Here is a 19,060-nt window from a genome sequence, read left to right as displayed (position 1 = left end):
CGCGGCGATGACGGCCGGGCCCAGGCGCGGATACCGTCGTTAGTTGACTTGCGGGTGAGGGCGATGGCGCGGTTGCCGCACCGCGCCGCAACGAAAAACCGCCGCCCGGTATCCCGGACGACGGTTCCTCATGTCATCAGGCGGTGCGCCCGAACGACGATCAGTCGTTCAGATACTCGCCCGCGGCCTCGTCGCTGCCGTCGCCCGAGGGGACGACCTCGGCGAGCGGGTCGGGACCCGTGCCCTGGTCGTCACGGCGCGACCGCTGCTCCTCCGCGGCGCGCAGCTCGGCCGCCGAGGTGGGAGCGACGATCGCCGCCTGCAGCGCACGCTGCTGCGCGCGTAGCGCGGCGTCGCGGCTGGAGGCCGCCACGCGCAGTCGGTTCATGCCCGCGCCGGTGCCCGCCGGGATCAGGCGGCCGACGATGACATTCTCCTTCAGGCCCATCAGCGTGTCCTGCTTGCCCTGGACCGCCGCCTCGGTGAGGACGCGGGTGGTCTCCTGGAACGACGCCGCCGAGATGAAGCTGCGGGTCTGCAGCGACGCCTTGGTGATGCCCAGCAGGATCGGCTTGCCCTGCGCCCGCGCCTCGTTCGGCCCGAGCTTGGCGTTGACCGCATCCATCTCCTCGCGATCCACCTGCTCGCCGGGGAGCAGGGTGGTGTCGCCGGCTTCGGTGATCTCGACCTTCTGCAACATCTGGCGAACGATCACCTCGATGTGCTTGTCGTTGATCTTCACGCCCTGGAGTCGATAGACTTCCTGGATTTCCGAGACGAGATATTCCGCCAGCGCCTCGATGCCGAGCACCTCGAGGATGTCGTGCGGGTCGGGGCTGCCGCCGATCAGGTTGTCGCCACGCTTGACGTAGTCGCCTTCCTGAACGTCGATCACCTTCGACTTGGGCACCAGGTACTCGACGACCTCGCCGCCATCCTCGGGCTGGATGCCGATCTTGCGCTTCGCCTTGTAGTCCTTGCCGAACACGACGCGGCCGGAGACCTTTGCGATGATCGCATTCTCCTTCGGCTTGCGCGCCTCGAACAGCTCGGCGACGCGCGGCAGACCGCCGGTGATGTCGCGCGTCTTGGCGGCTTCGCGGCTGACGCGGGCGAGCACGTCACCCGCCTGCACCTGCGCACCGTCCTCGACCGACAGCGTCGCGCCAGGCGCGAGCATGTAGCGACCGCTCTCGCCGCTCGTCTCGTCGAGAAGGGTCAGGCGCGGACGCAGATCCTCCTTCGACTTGGACGAGGTGCGATATTCGGTCACGACGCGCTGCGCGATACCGGTCGCTTCGTCGGTCTGCTCGGTGAGCGTCTTGCCCTCAAGCAGGTCCTGGAAGCGGACGGTACCCGGGTTTTCCGTGATCACCGGCATGGTGAACGGATCCCACTCGGCCATCCGGTCGCCCTTCGACACCATATGGCCGTCGTCGAACATGACGTACGCACCATAAGGAATACGGTGCACCGCCAGTTCGCGGCCGTCCATGTCGACGATCGCGATCTCGCCCGAACGACTCAGCACCACGCGACGACCACGCTGGTCGACGATCAGGCGCAGGTCGCGGAACTGGATGGTGCCGTCGACCGGCGCTTCCAGGTTGGACTGCTCATTGAGCTGCGCCGCACCGCCGATGTGGAAGGTACGCATCGTCAGCTGCGTGCCCGGCTCGCCGATCGACTGCGCCGCGATGACGCCGACCGCCTCGCCGATGTTGACCGGCGTACCGCGGGCGAGGTCGCGCCCGTAGCACTTGCCGCACACGCCGACCTTCGATTCGCAGACCAGCGGGCTGCGGATCTTCATGCCCTGGATGCCCATCGCCTCGATCTTCGCGACCATCGGCTCGTCGAGCAGGGTGCCCGTCGGGATGACGACCGCGTTGGTCTTCGGATCGACGACGTCCTCGGCCGTGGTGCGGCCCAGGATACGCTCGCCGAGCGACGCGATTGTGCTGCCGCCCTGAACGATCGCCTTCATCTCCAGCGCGCGTTCGGTGCCGCAATCCTCCTCGATCACGACGCAATCCTGCGACACGTCGACGAGGCGGCGGGTCAGGTAACCCGAGTTCGCCGTCTTCAGCGCCGTGTCGGCCAGGCCCTTGCGGGCGCCGTGGGTCGAGTTGAAGTATTCAAGGACCGTCAGGCCTTCCTTGAAGTTCGAGATGATCGGCGTCTCGATGATCTCGCCCGACGGCTTGGCCATCAGGCCGCGCATGCCGGCCAGCTGCTTGATCTGCGCCTGCGAACCGCGGGCACCCGAGTGGGCCATCATGTAGATCGAGTTGATCGGCTTCTCGCGGCCGGCGTTCTCGCCGTCCTCGTAGCGCTTCACCGCCTTGATCTCGTTCATCATGGCGTTCGCGACCTGGTCGCCGCACCGGCTCCAGGCGTCGATCACCTTGTTGTACTTCTCCTGCTGCGTGATCAGGCCGTCCTGATACTGCTGCTCGTAATCCTTCACGAGCGTGCGGGTCTCCTCGACCAGCGCGTCCTTCTCGTTCGGGATGATCATGTCGTCCTTGCCGAACGAGATGCCGGCACGGAACGCGTGACGGAAGCCGAGGCTCATGATCGCGTCGGCGAACAGCACGGTCTCCTTCTGGCCCGTATGACGATAGACCTCGTCGATCACGTCGCCCACGTCCTTCTTGGTGAGGAGGCGGTTGACGATCTCGAACGGCACCTTGTGGCTCTTCGGCAGCGTCTCGCCGAGCAGCATGCGGCCCGGCGTCGTCTCGACGCGCTTCAGATAGGTGTTGCCCTGTTCGTCGGTCTGCGGAACGCGGCTGACGATCTTGGTGTGCAGCGTCACTGACCCGGCGTTGAGCGCCTGGTGCACCTCCGCCATGTCGGAGATCAGCATGCCCTCGCCGGGCTCGCCTTCCTTCATCATCGACAGATAGTAGAGACCCAGCACCATGTCCTGCGACGGCACGATGATCGGCTTGCCGTTCGCGGGGCTGAGGATGTTGTTGGTCGACATCATCAGCACGCGCGCTTCCAGCTGCGCCTCGAGGCTCAGCGGCACGTGCACAGCCATCTGGTCGCCGTCGAAGTCGGCGTTGAACGCGGAGCAGACCAGCGGGTGGAGCTGGATCGCCTTGCCCTCGATCAGCACGGGCTCGAACGCCTGGATGCCGAGGCGGTGCAGCGTCGGCGCGCGGTTGAGCATGACGGGGTGCTCACGGATCACCTCGTCCAGGATGTCCCAGACTTCCTTGCGCTCCTTCTCGACCCACTTCTTCGCCTGCTTGAGGGTCATCGACAGACCCTTGGCGTCGAGGCGCGCGTAGATGAACGGCTTGAACAGCTCGAGCGCCATCTTCTTCGGCAGGCCGCACTGGTGCAGCTTGAGCTCGGGCCCGGTCACGATGACCGAACGACCCGAATAGTCGACGCGCTTGCCGAGCAGGTTCTGGCGGAAGCGGCCCTGCTTGCCCTTCAGCATGTCGGACAGCGACTTCAGCGGACGCTTGTTGGCGCCCGTGATCGTGCGGCCGCGGCGGCCGTTGTCGAACAGGGCGTCGACCGCTTCCTGCAGCATGCGCTTTTCGTTGCGGACGATGATGTCCGGCGCGCGCAGCTCCATGAGGCGCTTCAGGCGGTTGTTGCGGTTGATGACGCGGCGGTACAGGTCGTTGAGGTCCGACGTCGCGAAGCGGCCGCCGTCAAGCGGCACCAGCGGGCGCAGCTCGGGCGGGATGACCGGAATGACTTCCAGGATCATCCACTCGGGACGGTTGCCGGACTCGAGGAAGCTCTCGACGACCTTGAGGCGCTTGATGATCTTCTTGGGCTTCAGCTCCGACTTGGTCGTTGCCAGCTCTTCGAGCAGCGCGACCTTCTCGCCCTCGAGGTCGAGATTCTCGAGCATGACGCGCACCGCTTCCGCGCCGATGCCGGCGGAGAAGGCGTCCTCGCCATATTCGTCCTGCGCCTCGAGCAGCTCGTCCTCGGTGAGCAGCTGGAACTTCTCGAGCGGGGTCAGGCCCGGCTCGATCACGATATAGGCCTCGAAGTACAGCACGCGCTCGAGCTGCTTGAGCTGCATGTCGAGCAGCAGGCCGATGCGGCTCGGCAGCGACTTCAGGAACCAGATGTGCGCGACCGGCGCGGCGAGCTCGATATGGCCCATCCGCTCGCGGCGCACCTTGGACACCGTGACTTCGACACCGCACTTTTCGCAGACGATGCCCTTGTACTTCATGCGCTTGTACTTGCCGCACAAGCATTCGTAATCCTTGATCGGACCGAAGATGCGCGCGCAGAACAGGCCGTCACGCTCCGGCTTGAACGTGCGGTAGTTGATCGTCTCGGGCTTCTTGATCTCGCCAAACGACCACGAACGGATCTTGTCCGGCGAAGCGATGCCGATCTGGATCTGGTCGAACGTCTCGGGCTTGGCGACCGGATTGGCGAAATTGGTCAGTTCGTTCATCGTTCCGTCCTTCCCGCCAACCAAGGGTGGCGTAGTAGAAAGCTTGATTTGATCTTATTGGCGTCAGAGTGCTTCATCAGGTCCAGCGAGGCGTAAGAAGCGCGTACTTCCGCCATCTGGTGCGAAGCACGGGCCTTGTGCCAGGAGTAATCCTCGAGCAGCGCCTTGATTGCGAAGCGATGTTCGGCAGCAACCAAGAAGCTGTGTGAGGCGATGCCGAGTTGCTGGAATATCTCGTCCAAACGCGGCTCTTCATACCATTCTGGCAAGGCAGACCCGAAAATAGTGTCATCAGCCAGTCTGACTCCTGCGTCGGCCTCACCGCGATAGATCCACGAGAAAAATACCAGACCGTCTTTGCTGATTTCAACTCTAGAGCCGACGCCATCAAACGTTGAGCGACTCTCGATCCAACCGTCATCTGCAACAAGAGTCGCAAAGCTAGCTAGATCGGATCGAGCGTCGTTCCGCTGCACGCTACCGCTTACTCCGCGGCCTCGGCGAGCCCGTCGTCGGCGTCGAGTTCCTCCATCGACTTCAGGTCGACGTTGAGGCCCAGCGAGCGCATTTCCTTGACGAGCACGTTGAAGCTTTCGGGGATGCCGGCCTCGAACGTGTCGTCGCCCTTGACGATCGCCTCGTAGACCTTGGTGCGGCCGACCACGTCGTCCGACTTCACCGTCAGCATCTCCTGCAGCGTATAGGCGGCGCCATAGGCCTGGAGCGCCCACACCTCCATCTCGCCGAAGCGCTGGCCGCCGAACTGCGCCTTGCCGCCCAGCGGCTGCTGGGTGACGAGGCTGTACGGCCCGATCGAACGCGCGTGGATCTTGTCGTCGACAAGGTGGTGCAGCTTAAGCACGTACTTGTAGCCGACGGTCACCTTGCGATCGAACGCGTCACCCGTGCGACCGTCGAACAGGGTCACCTGACCCGATTCGTCCAGCCCGGCGAGCTTCAGCATGTCGGCCACGTCGGATTCCACCGCGCCGTCGAACACGGGCGTGCCCATGGGGACGCCGGTGCGGACGTTCTCCGCCAGGTCGATCAGCTGGTCGGGCGAACGCCGGTCCAGTTCCTCGACATAGGTGTCGCCATAGGCGAGGCGCAGCGCATCCTTGACCGCTTCCGGCGCCTGACCCGGCGTCGGATTCGGGTTCTCGGCGCGCCATGCGTCGAGCGCGGCACCGATCTTGCGACCCAGACCGCGCGCGGCCCAGCCGAGGTGCGTCTCGAAGATCTGCCCGACGTTCATGCGCGACGGCACGCCCAGCGGGTTGAGCACGAAGTCGACCGGCGTGCCGTCCTCGAGGAACGGCATGTCCTCCTGCGGCAGGATGCGGCTGATGATGCCCTTGTTGCCGTGGCGGCCGGCCATCTTGTCGCCCGGCTGCAGCTTGCGCTTCACCGCGACGAACACCTTGACCATCTTCAGCACGCCCGGCGGCAGCTCGTCGCCCCGCTCCAGCTTCTCGCGGCGATCCTCGAACTTGTCGCGGATGCGCTTGGTCGCCTCGTCGTACTGCGCCTTCACCGCTTCCAGGTTCGCCTGCACGGCATCGTCCTGCACCGCGAACTTCCACCATTCGTGGCGGTCGACGCTGTCGAGCAGGTCCATGTCGATCGTCGAGCCCTTCTTGACGCCCTTCGGCGCACCGGTCGCGACCTGGTCGAGCAGCATCTCGCGCAGGCGGCTCCACGTCGCCCGGTTGAGGATCGTGCGCTCGTCGTCGGCATCCTTCTTCAGGCGCTCGATCTCCTCGCGCTCGATCGCCATCGCACGCTCGTCCTTGTCGATGCCGTGGCGGTTGAAGACGCGCACGTCGACGACCGTACCGGCAACGCCCGGCGGCAGGCGCAGCGACGTGTCACGCACGTCGGACGCCTTTTCACCGAAGATCGCGCGCAGCAGCTTCTCTTCCGGCGTCATCGGGCTTTCGCCCTTGGGCGTGATCTTGCCGACCAGGATGTCGCCCGGCTCGACCTCGGCGCCGATGTAGACGATGCCCGCCTCGTCGAGGTTGCGCAGCGCTTCCTCGCCGACATTGGGGATGTCGCGCGTGATGTCCTCCGGCCCGAGCTTCGTGTCGCGGGCCATGACCTCGAACTCGTCGATGTGGATCGACGTGAACACGTCGTCCTTCACGATCCGCTCGTTGATCAGGATCGAGTCCTCGTAGTTGTAGCCGTTCCACGGCATGAACGCGACGAGGACGTTGCGGCCCAGCGCCAGCTCGCCGAACTCGGTCGACGGGCCGTCGGCGATGATGTCGCCGGCCTCGACCACGTCGCCCACCTTCACCAGCGGGCGCTGGTTGATGCAGGTCGACTGGTTCGAGCGCTGGAACTTCATCAGCGTGTAGATGTCGACGCCGCTGACGCTCGCGTCCACGTCACCCGTGGCGCGCACGACGATGCGCGTCGCGTCGACCTGGTCGACCACGCCGGCGCGCTTGGCCGAGATCGCGGCGCCCGAATCGCGCGCCACCGTCTCTTCCATGCCGGTGCCGACGAACGGCGCCTCGGCCTTGACCAGCGGCACCGCCTGACGCTGCATGTTCGAGCCCATTAGCGCGCGGTTCGCGTCGTCCTTCTCGAGGAAGGGGATCAGCGACGCGGCGACGGAAACGAGCTGCTTGGGCGACACGTCCATCAGCGTGATCGTCTCGGGAAGCGCCATCAGGAACTCGCCCGCCTGACGCGCGGAGACCAGCTCCTCGACGAAGCGGCCGTCCGCGTCGGTCGCGGCCGACGCCTGCGCGACGGTATGCTTCTGCTCCTCCATCGCCGACAGATAGACGACCTCGTTGGTCACCTTGCCGTCGACGACCTTGCGGTACGGCGTCTCGATGAAGCCGTACTTGTTGACGCGGGCGAAGGTCGACAGCGAGTTGATCAGACCGATGTTCGGGCCTTCCGGCGTCTCGATCGGGCAGATGCGGCCATAGTGCGTCGGGTGGACGTCGCGGACCTCGAAGCCCGCGCGCTCACGCGTCAGGCCGCCCGGCCCGAGCGCCGAGACGCGACGCTTGTGCGTCACTTCGGAAAGCGGGTTGGTCTGGTCCATGAACTGCGACAGCTGCGACGAGCCGAAAAATTCGCGCACCGCGGCGACCGCGGGCTTGGCGTTGATCAGGTCGTTCGGCATCACCGTCGACACGTCGACGCTCGACATGCGCTCCTTGACCGCACGCTCCATGCGCAGCAGGCCGACGCGATACTGGTTCTCCAGCAGCTCGCCCACCGACCGCACGCGGCGGTTGCCGAGGTTGTCGATGTCGTCGATCTCGCCCTTGCCGTCCTTCAGGTCGACCAGCGTCTTGACGACCGCCAGGATGTCCTCGGTACGCAGCGTCGTCACCGTGTCCGGCGCGTCGAGGTCGAGGCGCATGTTCAGCTTGACGCGGCCCACCGCCGACAGGTCGTAGCGGTCCGGATCGAAGAACAGGCCCGCGAACAGCGCTTCCGCCGTCTCCAGCGTCGGCGGCTCGCCGGGGCGCATGACGCGATAGATGTCGCTCAGCGCCTGCTCGCGCTCCTCGGCCTTGTCCGCCTTCAGCGTGTTCCGGATCCACGGGCCGGTGGTGACGAAGTCGATGTCGAGCAGCTCGATCGTGTCGACGCCCGCCTTGTCCAGCTTCTCCAGGTTCTCGGCAGTGATCTCGTCACCTGCCTCGACGTAGATCTCGCCGGTCTTTTCGTTGATCAGGTCGTACGCGCTGTAGCGGCCGAAGATCTCCTCGGTCGGGATCAGCAGCTCGGTCAGGCCGTCCTTGCCAGCCTTGTTGGCGGCGCGCGGGCTGATCTTCTGGCCGGCCGCGAACACGATCTCGCCCGACTTGGCGTCGACGATGTCGAACATCGGCTTCACGCCGCGCCAGTTCTCCGGCGCGAACGGAATGCGCCAGCCACCCTCGCCGCGGACGAAGGTCACGCGGTTGTAGAAGTGGTTGAGGATTTCCTCGGAGTTCATGCCGAGCGCGTAGAGCAGCGCCGTCACCGGCAGCTTGCGCTTGCGGTCGATGCGGACGTTGACGATGTCCTTGGCGTCGAATTCGAAGTCGAGCCACGAGCCGCGATAGGGGATGACGCGCGCCGCGAACAGATACTTGCCCGACGCGTGCGTCTTGCCGCGATCATGGTCGAACAGAACGCCCGGCGAACGGTGCATCTGGCTGACGATGACGCGCTCGGTGCCGTTGATGAAGAAGGTGCCGTTCTCGGTCATGAGCGGCATGTCGCCCATGTAGACGTCCTGCTCCTTGATATCGATGACCGACTTGGCCTCGGTATCCGGATCGACCTCGAACGCGGTCAGGCGCAGCGTAACGCGCATCGGCGCGGCATAGGTGATGCCGCGCTGGCGGCATTCCTCGACGTCGAACTTCGGCGGTTCGAGGACGTAATCGTCGAAGTCGAGATAGGCGGTGCCGGCGAAATCCTGGATCGGGAACACCGACCGCAGCGTCTTCTCCAGACCCGAGACATGGCCCGTGCTCTTGTCGGAGCGCAGGAACTGTTCGTAGCTTTCGCGCTGAACCTCGATGAGGTTCGGCATCTGGATGACTTCGTGGATGTCGCCGAAGATCTTGCGGATGCGCCGCTTCGCGGTGCTGGCCTGCTGGATCGCCTTGGTCGCCATGGATCTATTGTGCCTCGTCAGCCGTATATCGTGCCCGGATGCCTCCGGACGGGACGCGGGGGTCGGAGACGCGAAAAAGCCGATCGCAAGCGAGTGCGTCGGCCTTGAAGCGTCCCTGATACCGGCAGCTTCCCATTCGTATGACGGCGCTGCGCGACGGCGCCCCATGTCCCGAAAGCTGTGGTGAGGAGCGGGATATAGGCGTGGGGTGGGGCCTTGTCAAAGGGGCGGACGCAACCACGTACCCTTTTCTCGCCTCCTGCACGCTCGATTCTTCCGCGACGTACCGGTCCTCCGCGCCTCCGGGAATCGCGGTCGCCGGAACTGGGGCGGCATGACCACCGGGATACGGTTTCGCTTCAGGACATGGCGCTGTACACGCACCTCGATGCCGTTCGCGTTCCTCGCCGCCCTTTCCCTTGCCGCTGCCGCGCCTGCCGCCCCGGCGGACGATCCCGCCGCGACCTTTGCCGCGCTGCGTGAGGTCGACGGTCGCATGGCGGCGATCGCCTATCGCCTGACCACCGCAAATGCGGCGCTGTGCCGCGATCGTCAGCCGACCCCCGGCTGGGCGCTGCACGCCATCGGCCAATATGACGCCCCCTTGCGCGCGCAGGCGAAGGTCAGCTTCGGCTTCGAGCGTCCCGTTGCGGTCGAGGCGGTCGTGCCGGGCTCTCCCGCCGCGGCCGCGGGAATCGTCCCGGGCGACTCGCTTGTGGCGCTCGACGGGCGCGACCTGCCCGACGCGCCGCTGCCGGCGCAGGCGAGCAGCGCCGCCCGCGACGCCGCGCAGGACCTGATCGCCGGCCTGCCTGCCGACAAGCCGCTCGCCGTCACGCTGATCCGCGGCGGCCGCACGCGGCGCGTGACGCTGCCGGCGTCGCCGGGATGCCGCAGCGCGTTCGAGGTACTGCTGGGCCCGAAGATGGAGGCATCCTCGGACGGCCGCATCGTCCAGGTCGGCGTCAGGTTCTTCGCGCGCTATTCGGACGAGGAACTGGCCGTGGTGATCGGCCACGAGCTTGCGCATACCATCCTGCGCCATCGCGCCCGCCTCGACGCGGCGGGCGTCAGCCGTGGCCTGCTGGCGGAGGTCGGCCGCAACGGCCGCCTGTTCCGCACCACGGAGGACCAGGCGGACCTGCTCGGCATGTACCTGATCCGCAACGCGGGCTGGGACCCGCGGGCGGCCGTCCGCTTCTGGCGCGACCATGGCGGCGACGTCGACGGCGGTCTGTTCCGCAGTCGCACCCACCCCTCGTCCAAGGCGCGCGCCGCGGCGCTGGAAGCGGAGATCGCGAAGATCTCGCCCGATGCGCCGATGCCCTACCTGCCGCCGATCCTCGCGGAGGCCGACAAGCCGCTGCAGTGACAGGCCCACGCTGCTTCTTGCGGTGCAAGGAGGGGAGGGCGTTCCTGCCGCTTCAATAGCCCGCGTCGAGGTCGGCGACGTTCCGCATCGGCTTGCCCTCGAGGAAAGCCGCGAGGTTGTCCAGGAACAGCGCCGCCCCGCGCTGGAACATCTGCGTCTGACTGCGCCCGGACAGATGCATCGAGATCATGCAGTTGGGCGCGTCCCACAGGCGATGGTCCGGCGGCAGCGGCTCGGGGTCCGTGGGGTCGAGGAAGGCGCCCCCGATGCGCTTGTGGTGCAGCGCGTCGAGCAGCGCGTCCTCGTCGATCATGTCGCCGCGGGCGATATTGATCAGCCACGCGTCGCGGCGCATCGCCGCCAGCTCGTCCGCGCCGATCATCGCCTTGGTCGCGTCGGTGGAGGGCGCCGCCAAGACCACCCAGTCATAGTCGCCAAGGCGCGCGCGCCACGCATCCGGGCCCAGCGTCCCGTCGCGGCCGGACCGCGTCACCCCGTCGACGCCCACGCCGAACGCCGCGAGCCGTGCCCCGATCAGCCGGCCGATCGTGCCATGGCCCACGATCAGCGCCCGCGTACCGTCCAGTTCGACCTTGCCCGGGGCGTCGCGCAGCCATTCGTGGCGATCGCCTGCGCGCAGCACCGTGTCGAAGCGCTTCGCCGCGACCAATATCCCCATGACCGCATATTCCGCGACCGCGACGGCGTTGATCCCGGCCCCGTTGGTCAGCCTCGCCCCCCGGTCGCGCAACACGTCGAGCGGGAAGGCGTCCAGCCCGGCGTAGATCGTCGACACCCATTTCAGCTTCGGCCCGGCCGCGCGGATCGCCTCCGCGACCAGCTGCGTCGGCTGCATGTCGACCCAGGCGATGTCCGCATCCGCGATCATCGCCTTCGCCTCGTCGGGTGTCGCGAACCAGGCGGTGTCCAGTCCGCCCGGCAGCCGCGGTTCGAGCAGCGGGCGCGCGAGCGCGGGCAGCACCGCTTTCATGCCGTCACCTTCCAGTCCCATCCGATCGGATCGCCATCCATGACTTCCACTCCCAGTGCCGCCAGCGTATCGCGGATCACGTCGCTGCGCGCGAAATCCTTGGCCGCCCGCGCCTCGCGGCGTTCGGCCAGGCGCGCCGCGATCTGCGCCTCGTCGATCCCGGCGCTGTCGGGCCGGACGCGCAGGTCCTCGCGCGCCAGCGTCAGCAGGTTCAATCCGAGCACCGCATCGAAATCCTCGAGCGCCGCCAGCCGATCCTGCGGGCTGACTTTCTTGTCGGCGAGCAGTTCGTCCAGCACCGGCAGTGCGCGCGGCGTGTTGAGATCGTCCGACACCGCCGCGTCCAGCCGCTCGCGGTAAGGAGAGGCGTCGGCGGCACCCTTGCCCCCTGCCTTGGCCTCGCCCCGTGCCCTGAGCGCGGCGACGCTCTGCACCAGTCGCTTCAGCCGCGTCTGCGCTGCAGCCAGATTCTCCCAGCTGAACTCCAGCTCGCTGCGATACTGCGCCTGGAGGCACATGAGGCGGTAGGCGAGCGGGTGGAAGCCGCGCGCGACCAATGCCGGCAGCGTCAGGAACTCGCCCGATGACTTGCTCATCTTGCCGGTGCGGTCGACCAGGAAGTTGTTGTGCATCCAAATGCTTGCACCGGTGTCCGCGCTGCAGGCATGCGCCTGGTTCTGCGCGATCTCGTTGGGATGGTGGATCTCGCGATGGTCGATGCCGCCCGTGTGGATGTCGAAATGGTCGCCCAGATACTGGCGGCTCATCACCGAGCATTCGAGGTGCCAGCCGGGCGCCCCGCGGCCCCAGGGGCTGTCCCATTCCATCTGACGGTTCTCGCCCGGCGCGCTCGTCCGCCAGATCGCGAAGTCGGCGGGGTGGCGCTTGCCCTCGACCGTCTCGATCCGGCCCTCCGCCGGCGCGTCGTCGCGCGTGCCGGCAAGCCGCCCATAGTCCGGCACGGTCGATACGTCGAAATAGAGCCCGTCGGGCAGGCGATAACAATGCGTGTCGGCGATCTTCTCGCCGAATGCGATCATCTCCGCGATATGATCCGTCGCCAGGGGAAAGCGCGAGGGAGCGCGGACGTTCAGGTCCTTCAGGTTTTGCTTGAACGCCTGCGTGTAATGCGCGGCGATCGCCCAAATGTCCTGGCCGCTCTTCTTCGCCGCCGCTTCCATCTTGTCGTCGCCAGCATCCGCGTCGCTGGTCAGGTGTCCGACGTCGGTGATGTTGATGACGTGCGTCAGGCCGAAGCCCTTCCACGTCAGCACCCGGCTCAGCGTGTCGGTGAACAGATAGGCGCGCAGATTGCCGATATGCGCATAATGATAGACGGTCGGGCCGCAGGAATAGATGCGCACGTTTGCGGGGTCGGCGGGCTCGAAGATCTCGGCCGCTCGGGTCAGGCTGTTGTAGAGCGTGATCGGCGTCATGGGGCAGGGCCTTAGCGCGGCCGCCCCCGCTGCGCCAATGGCTTCCCGCCGACGGCGACGTGCGGGCGCCGTCGAGCGGGCGCCCGGTCGCGGGTTGCCATCGCGCCGACTCGCTGCTAGGGGAGCCGTTCGCACGGCGCGGACCCTTGTTCGCGGCCGCATTGGCTATTGACTGGAGTTCATCGGTTTTATGCAGATCGTCGTCCGCGACAACAACGTCGACCAGGCCCTTCGCGCGCTCAAGAAGAAGCTGCAGCGCGAGGGCGTGTATCGCGAGATGAAGCTGCGCCGTCATTACGAGAAGCCGTCGGAGAAGCGCGCGCGTGAGCGTGCCGCCGCCGTGCGTCGCGCCCGCAAGCTGGAGCGCAAGCGCGCGGAGCGCGACGGCGCTCGGTAAGATCGCCCGGACCCTGGCGCAGGCGCCGGGGTCGAACACTGCGACTTTTGCGACCTTTCACCGGTGACGGCCGGCCCGGCACCACAACTCCAGGTGCCACTACGATGTCGACCGTCACCGCTGTCCCGCTTCGCCCCGTCAAGCGTAGCTACCTCGTCTATCTGTGGGTGGCCATCGCGATCGCATGCATCGCCGCCTTCGCGCTGGCGCGGCAGGGCGACGATTTCCTGACCCGCAACGCGCGGCGCAGCGGCGTCGTGACGACCGCGTCTGGCCTGCAATATCAGGTGCTGGAGCCGGGCAAGCCCGGCGCCGCCAAGCCGACCGACAGCGACGTCGCGCTCATCACCTATGAAGGCCGCCTGCTCAACGGCACCGTGTTCGACAAGTCGCAGCAGCCGACGCCGATGCCTGTGGCCGGTGTCGTGCCCGGCTTCTCCGAGGCGCTGAAGCTGATGCCGAAGGGATCCAAGTATCGCGTCTGGATCAAGCCGTCGCTCGGCTACGGCGCCGATGCGCGCGGGCCGATCCCGGCCAACTCGACGCTCGTCTTCGACATCGATCTGCTCGAATTCCTGCCCGAGGCGGTCGTGCGCCAGATGCAGATGCAGCAGAGCATGATGGGGCGTCCGCAGGGCGCGCAGCAGCCCGGGGTGCCCGCGGGACAATAAGCGCGCGGCGCGCCGTCGATCCCCGATCGAAGGGCCGGCTTCCTCGCCCGAGGAGGCCGGCCTTTTTCGTACACGCGATCAGCATGCGATCCGGGATATGCTGAGTGGGCGGCCGGATGAGCGCGGGGGCCGGCACCGCTTCCATGTAGGGGATCAGAGTCTGCCGGGCTGGCCGGACGCGGCGGGATCAGGCGTGGGATCGGCCGCCCCTAGAGCGGGATGACATCAGGTCAAACCATGCATCAACGGTATGTCATCATACTCTAGCCAAGAGGCTCGCGCCGTCTTCCTCGCCGCGCCGACCCGAAGCCATGCATCGCCCTCACGGCATTGGTGCGCCGGGGCGGGAGGGTGAGGGGGTAAGGGACGGGATTCGATCTTCGGCAGGCAAAAAAATAGCGGCCCGAAGGCCGCTATTTCCTAGCCGAAGCTAACGGTCAGCTTAGTTGCTGGCCGGCGTGCTGTTGTCGTCGGCGACGACGACGATGCCCGCAACGACCGCAGCGGCCGCCAGGATCGCGACGATGACGCCGCCACCAGCCAGCTTGTCCTTCGACGACGAAGCCGAACCGGTGCGAACCGACTTCGCAACCGACAGGCTCGCAGCCGGGTTGGCCGGAGCGGCCACAGCCGGAGCAACCGCCATCGTGGCGGCCGCAGCGGCCATGACAATCTTCCCAAGACGCATGATGAACTCCCTCTTGTGCTCGTCACTCGGCGCCCTGCCACAATTAGGACAACAGGGCAACCCAACTAAAGCTCGTCCCAACAATCTGTTCCGCGACGTTGCCGCGGTGCAACAACTTGCGGAGCGATCGTTAATATAGTCCTAACGCGGCGGTTTGCGTCAGGCTTCGAGCGTCCATGTCTCGCCGCCTTCCAGCGCGAGTGCCGTCAGGCGTCCCGTCGTATAGGCTCCCGTATCGACGCCGATCCGATGCGGCTGTACGTCGAGCCCGTCGCTGATCGTATGTCCGTGCACCACGATCTTTTCCAGCGGCCGGCCGTGATGCAGGAAGGGGTCGCGAATCCAGCGCAGGTCGCTGCCACGCTGGGCGTCGAGTGCCACGTCGGGCCGTACGCCGGCGTGAACGAAGATATAGTCGCCGATCACGATCATGTCTTCGAATCCTGAGACAAACGTACGGTGGGATTCGGGAACGTGGTGCTGCAGTGCCTTGACGAGTTCCTCATAGTCCATCCGGTCATAGTCTTCGGGACGAAGGCCGTAACTGATGACCGTCTCGCGGCCACCGATCCGACAGAACAGACGCAGGGCCTTGGGATCGCCGTCCAGCGCCCCGAGAAAGATCTCTTCGTGGTTGCCGAGCAGGAACCGGGTATTGGGACGCGTTTCGTGCAGCCGGTGGAGGCGCTCGATAACGGCGGCCGAATCGGGGCCACGGTCGACGAGGTCGCCGAGGAATATAAGTGTCGTGATTGCCGGCTCCCGTGCGGCATCATCCTCCCCGATCTTCGCGAGGAGCCGGTCGAGCAAGTCGACGCATCCATGGATGTCACCGATGGCATAGACCCGCTCGCCGGGGGGAATGGTCGCGGCAGGCTGCTGCCGTGAACGGCGAGACTTGAGCAATCTGTTGAGCATGGACGTCCAGGCTAATGGCGGCAGCGCGCGCAGATAGGATGGCGCCGCCCTCGTCGCAACCGCCTGAACCGGGCGTGAAGGCGTGGTCAGCTGGCGAGTCGGACCGGCTGAAGCATGCTGGCGGGCTGGGGTTGGTCGGGCCAAATGCCGCGTGTGTCGAGCACGGCCTTGTCGCGTCTTTCCTCCAGTGGCACCGAACGGAAGACGTCATGGTCCACGAGCACGATCATGATCGGACACCGCTCGATCGCGGTGTCCACGTCGATCAATCGAGCGCCGTGGCGCGACAGCGATACGGGAAGCGTCCGAGCATAGGGCTCGACGATGGCTACCCGCTCGCCGAACCGCGCCGCCAGCGCGTCCGCTACCCTCAGCGCGGGGCTTTCGCGGAAGTCGTCGATGTTCGCCTTGAACGCCAGGCCGAGGCAGGCGATCGATGCGCCCGGATGCGCTTCGACGAGGGCGGTCGCTTGCGCGATGACGTGGTCGGTCTTCCCGTCGTTGACCAGTCGGGCCGTCCTGATGAGCGGGGTCTGATCCGGCGCGGCGTGCACGAGGAACCAGGGGTCGACCGCGATGCAGTGGCCGCCGACGCCGGGACCGGGCTGGAGGATGTTGACGCGCGGATGGCGGTTGGCGAGGCGGATGACCTCCCACACGTCGACGCCCATCGTGTCGGCGACGAGGCTGAGCTCGTTGGCGAAGGCGATGTTGACGTCGCGAAACGCATTTTCCGTCAGCTTGGTCATCTCCGCGGCGCGCGCGTTGGTGGTCACGCAGGCGCCGCGGACGAAGCGGCGGTAGAAGGTCAGTGCCTTGCGCGCGCAACGCGGCGTGATGCCGCCGATGACGCGGTCATTGTCGATCAGCTCCACCAGGATACGGCCCGGCAGGACCCGTTCCGGACAGTAGGCGATGGCGATGTCGGCGGCCTCGCCGGTGCGGCCCGGGACCCGCAAGTCCGGGCGCAGCTTCGCAAGCAGGTCGCGGACCTGTTCGGTGGTACCGACAGGCGACGTGGATTCGAGGATGATCGTGTCGCCCGGTTTCAGGACCGCCGCGATCGATGTGGCGGCCTGGAGGACATAGCCGATGTTGGGGGCGTGATCGTCCGAAAACGGCGTCGGAACCGCGATGACGAACACGTCGGCGGGCTCGACCTGGGTCGACGCACGCAAGGTGCCGCGGGCAACGACGCCTGAGACGAGGCCGTCGAGGTCGACTTCCTCGATATGCACGCGGCCCGAGTTGACCGTTTCGACGACATGGTCCGAAACGTCGATGCCGAGCACGCGCGCGCCGGTCCGTGCGATCACCGCCGCCGTGGGCAGCCCGATATAGCCCAGCCCAAGTACGACGACCTTCAGGTCAGAGTCCGAACCCATCGGCGATGATCCTCGCGATCCTGTTGCTGGCCTGGCCATCCCCGAACGGATTGTGGGCGCGTGCCATGGCGGAATAGGCGCCCTTGTCGTCGAGAAGCGTGAAGACTTCGGAAACGATGCGGTCCGCGTCGGTGCCGACGAGCCGTGCTGTCCCCGCCGCGATCCCCTCGGGACGCTCGGTGGTGTCGCGCATCACCAGCACGGGCTTGCCGAGCGCGGGCGCCTCTTCCTGCACGCCGCCCGAATCGGTCAGCACGACGTCGCACAGCTCGAGCGCACGGATGAAGTGCGGATAGTCCAGCGGGGCGATGCGCGCGACGCTGCCGCAGTCACCCAGCACGCGGTCCATGACCGCGCCGACATTGGGATTGGGATGCATGGGGAACAGGATGGCGACGTCGTCGCGGGCGGCGATCCGGGCGATCGCCCGCGCGATCTGCTCCATGCCGTCACCGAAATTCTCGCGACGATGGGTTGTCACCAGGATCGTGCGTCGCCCCGCGAACCGCCCCGCCACCGGGTCCAGATCGGAGGCGAGCGTCCGATTCTGCGCGATGCGCGCCCTGGTCCACAGCAGGGCATCGATCACCGTATTGCCCGTGACATGCACGCCCGTCGTGACGTTCTCCCGCGCCAGCGCAGCGGCGGCGGTCTGCGTCGGCGCGAAATGCAGGTCGGCGATCGGCGCGACGATGCGGCGGTTCACCTCCTCGGGCCAGGGGTGGTAGATATCGCCCGAGCGCAGTCCCGCCTCGACATGCGCGACGGGGATCTTCCGGTAATAGGCCGCCAGCGCGCCCACCATCGCGGTCGCCGTATCTCCCTGCACGACCACGCGATCCGGCCGGTGTGCATCCATGACCTCGCCCAGCGCGACGAGCAGGCGCGCGGTCAGCCTGTCGAGCGTCTGACCCGGCTCCATCAGGTCGAGGTCGACGTCCGGCTCCAGGCCTGCGATGGCGAGCACCTGATCGAGCAGGCCGCGATGCTGTGCGGTGACGCAGCTGGTCACCGCGACCCGGCCTTCGTCCGCCATCGTACGGATGACGGGGAACAGCTTGATCGCTTCCGGCCGGGTGCCGAAGATGACCAGAACCTTGGGGCGCGACGTGGCTGACATGGCCCCGCAGACTAAAAACGGTGCCTTAACATGCCGCTAATCGTACAATGGCTACGCGTTGCGCCGCTCCCGCAAGCCGTCTAAGGCCCGCCTCACCGCTCACGACAGGGTATACGATGACCATCAAGCCTGTACGCAAGGCCGTTCTTCCCGTCGCCGGTCTCGGCACCCGGTTTCTGCCAGCCACCAAGGCGATGCCGAAGGAAATGCTGACGGTCGTCGACAAGCCGCTGATCCAATATGCCGTCGAGGAGGCGCTGGAGGCCGGAATCGAGCAAATCATCTTCGTGACGGGCCGCAACAAGGGCGCGCTCGAAGATCATTTCGACATATCCTACGAGCTCGAACAGACGATGGCCGCGCGTGGCAAGTCGCTGGAGGCCATTGAGGGCACCCGGATGAAGCCGGGCAGTCCGGTCTACATCCGCCAGCAGGAGCCGCTGGGCCTGGGGCATGCCGTCTGGTGCGCGCGCGAGATCGTCGGCGACGAGCCGTTCGCCGTGCTGCTGCCCGACGAATTGATGGTCGGCACGCCCGGCTTCATCGCGCAGATGGTCGAGGCGTATAATTCGGTCGGCGGCAACGTGATCGGCGCGCTTGAGGTCGCGGAGAGCGAGACCGACAAATACGGCATCATCTCGCCCGGCAACGTCGATGGCCGGCTGACGGAGGTGACCGCGCTGGTCGAGAAGCCGAAGCGGGGCAGCGCGCCATCCAATCTGATGATCCCCGGCCGTTACATTCTGCAGCCGGAAGTGATGCGGATCCTGGAACGGCAGGAGACCGGCGCCGGCGGCGAGATCCAGCTCACCGACGCGATGGCGCAGCTGATCGGCACGCAGCCGTTCCACGGCTTCACCTTCGATGGCGCGCGCTACGATTGCGGCGACAAGGCGGGCTATATCCAGGCCAATCTCGCGCTCGCCTTGCAGCGGGAGGACATCGGGCCGGCCGTGCGAAGCTTCGCGGAAACGTTGCTGCGCTGATCGGCGA

Annotated in this window: 13 protein-coding genes; 4 read left to right on the top strand and 9 right to left on the bottom strand. The window is 66.4% G+C overall.

The genetic code is table 11. The annotated features are described in order from the left end of the window. Window positions 1-160 precede the first annotated feature (160 nt). Genes rpoC through rpoB form a run of 3 tightly spaced genes read right to left on the bottom strand, consistent with a single transcriptional unit; the run spans window position 161 to window position 9,089 of the window. The gene (rpoC, locus tag IQ292_RS06775) at window positions 161-4,447 is read right to left on the bottom strand and encodes a DNA-directed RNA polymerase subunit beta' (protein ID WP_203309555.1); all 4,287 of its coding nucleotides are present in this window, start codon (window positions 4,445-4,447) and stop codon (window positions 161-163) included. Next, the gene (locus IQ292_RS06770) at window positions 4,444-4,923 is read right to left on the bottom strand and encodes a hypothetical protein (protein WP_203309554.1); all 480 of its coding nucleotides are present in this window, start codon (window positions 4,921-4,923) and stop codon (window positions 4,444-4,446) included. The genes rpoC and IQ292_RS06770 overlap by 4 nt, the downstream gene beginning before the upstream one ends. 8 nt (window positions 4,924-4,931) lie before the next feature. Then, complete coding sequence (rpoB, locus tag IQ292_RS06765) at window positions 4,932-9,089, bottom strand: DNA-directed RNA polymerase subunit beta (RefSeq protein ID WP_203309553.1); 4,158 nt, start codon at window positions 9,087-9,089, stop codon at window positions 4,932-4,934. A gap of 334 nt (window positions 9,090-9,423) precedes the next feature. Here rpoB and IQ292_RS06760 point away from each other — a divergent pair, with 334 nt between their 5' ends. Beyond that, entirely contained in the window at window positions 9,424-10,461 is a 1,038-nt protein-coding gene (locus IQ292_RS06760; protein WP_238940872.1) for a M48 family metallopeptidase, read from the top strand. A 52-nt stretch (window positions 10,462-10,513) separates the two neighbouring features. Here IQ292_RS06760 and IQ292_RS06755 read toward each other — a convergent pair whose 3' ends face one another. Both IQ292_RS06755 and cysS read right to left on the bottom strand, forming a co-directional pair. Then, window positions 10,514-11,452, bottom strand: coding sequence for a D-2-hydroxyacid dehydrogenase (locus tag IQ292_RS06755; protein ID WP_203309552.1), 939 nt, complete (start codon window positions 11,450-11,452; stop codon window positions 10,514-10,516). Continuing rightward, a complete protein-coding gene (gene cysS, locus IQ292_RS06750; protein ID WP_203309551.1) occupies window positions 11,449-12,888 on the bottom strand; it encodes a cysteine--tRNA ligase in 1,440 nt (479 codons plus the stop codon). Before cysS ends, IQ292_RS06755 begins: the two co-directional genes overlap by 4 nt. 190 nt (window positions 12,889-13,078) lie before the next feature. Here cysS and rpsU point away from each other — a divergent pair, with 190 nt between their 5' ends. Together rpsU and IQ292_RS06740 are read left to right on the top strand one after the other, a co-directional pair. Further along, complete coding sequence (gene rpsU, locus IQ292_RS06745; protein ID WP_017978269.1) at window positions 13,079-13,285, top strand: 30S ribosomal protein S21; 207 nt, start codon at window positions 13,079-13,081, stop codon at window positions 13,283-13,285. 104 nt (window positions 13,286-13,389) lie between these two features. After that, entirely contained in the window at window positions 13,390-13,956 is a 567-nt protein-coding gene (locus tag IQ292_RS06740; protein WP_203309550.1) for an FKBP-type peptidyl-prolyl cis-trans isomerase, read from the top strand. Window positions 13,957-14,398: 442 nt separating this feature from the next. Here the strand turns inward: IQ292_RS06740 and IQ292_RS06735 are convergent, their stop codons facing one another. The 4 genes from IQ292_RS06735 to wecB form a co-directional block, all read right to left on the bottom strand. Continuing rightward, the gene (locus tag IQ292_RS06735; RefSeq protein WP_203309549.1) at window positions 14,399-14,623 is read right to left on the bottom strand and encodes a hypothetical protein; all 225 of its coding nucleotides are present in this window, start codon (window positions 14,621-14,623) and stop codon (window positions 14,399-14,401) included. Between the two features lie 180 nt (window positions 14,624-14,803). Beyond that, entirely contained in the window at window positions 14,804-15,562 is a 759-nt protein-coding gene (locus IQ292_RS06730) for a metallophosphoesterase family protein (protein ID WP_203309548.1), read from the bottom strand. Window positions 15,563-15,648: 86 nt separating this feature from the next. Beyond that, window positions 15,649-16,947, bottom strand: a complete 1,299-nt coding sequence (wecC, locus tag IQ292_RS06725) for a UDP-N-acetyl-D-mannosamine dehydrogenase (RefSeq protein WP_203309547.1) — start codon at window positions 16,945-16,947, stop codon at window positions 15,649-15,651. Further along, window positions 16,931-18,067, bottom strand: coding sequence for a non-hydrolyzing UDP-N-acetylglucosamine 2-epimerase (wecB, locus tag IQ292_RS06720; RefSeq protein WP_203309546.1), 1,137 nt, complete (start codon window positions 18,065-18,067; stop codon window positions 16,931-16,933). The genes wecC and wecB overlap by 17 nt, the downstream gene beginning before the upstream one ends. A gap of 116 nt (window positions 18,068-18,183) precedes the next feature. Here wecB and galU point away from each other — a divergent pair, with 116 nt between their 5' ends. Then, window positions 18,184-19,053: a UTP--glucose-1-phosphate uridylyltransferase GalU gene (gene galU / locus IQ292_RS06715; RefSeq protein WP_203309545.1), complete on the top strand. Its 870-nt coding sequence runs from the start codon at window positions 18,184-18,186 to the stop codon at window positions 19,051-19,053. Window positions 19,054-19,060 lie beyond the last annotated feature (7 nt).

It is taken from the genome of Sphingomonas beigongshangi (genome assembly GCF_016820445.1).
Classification (GTDB): domain Bacteria; phylum Pseudomonadota; class Alphaproteobacteria; order Sphingomonadales; family Sphingomonadaceae; genus Sphingomonas; species Sphingomonas beigongshangi.
This window is presented reverse-complemented; position numbering and strand designations above follow the sequence as displayed.

Coding starts and splice junctions, on each gene's coding strand:
- rpoC (WP_203309555.1), bottom strand. CDS start 4,447: ATGAACGAACTGACCAATTTCGCCAATCCGGTCGCCAAGCCCGAGACG.
- rpoB (WP_203309553.1), bottom strand. CDS start 9,089: ATGGCGACCAAGGCGATCCAGCAGGCCAGCACCGCGAAGCGGCGCATC.
- IQ292_RS06760 (WP_238940872.1), top strand. CDS start 9,424: ATGACCACCGGGATACGGTTTCGCTTCAGGACATGGCGCTGTACACGC.
- IQ292_RS06755 (WP_203309552.1), bottom strand. CDS start 11,452: ATGAAAGCGGTGCTGCCCGCGCTCGCGCGCCCGCTGCTCGAACCGCGG.
- cysS (WP_203309551.1), bottom strand. CDS start 12,888: ATGACGCCGATCACGCTCTACAACAGCCTGACCCGAGCGGCCGAGATC.
- rpsU (WP_017978269.1), top strand. CDS start 13,079: ATGCAGATCGTCGTCCGCGACAACAACGTCGACCAGGCCCTTCGCGCG.
- IQ292_RS06740 (WP_203309550.1), top strand. CDS start 13,390: ATGTCGACCGTCACCGCTGTCCCGCTTCGCCCCGTCAAGCGTAGCTAC.
- IQ292_RS06735 (WP_203309549.1), bottom strand. CDS start 14,623: ATGGCCGCTGCGGCCGCCACGATGGCGGTTGCTCCGGCTGTGGCCGCT.
- IQ292_RS06730 (WP_203309548.1), bottom strand. CDS start 15,562: ATGCTCAACAGATTGCTCAAGTCTCGCCGTTCACGGCAGCAGCCTGCC.
- wecC (WP_203309547.1), bottom strand. CDS start 16,947: ATGGGTTCGGACTCTGACCTGAAGGTCGTCGTACTTGGGCTGGGCTAT.
- wecB (WP_203309546.1), bottom strand. CDS start 18,067: ATGTCAGCCACGTCGCGCCCCAAGGTTCTGGTCATCTTCGGCACCCGG.
- galU (WP_203309545.1), top strand. CDS start 18,184: ATGACCATCAAGCCTGTACGCAAGGCCGTTCTTCCCGTCGCCGGTCTC.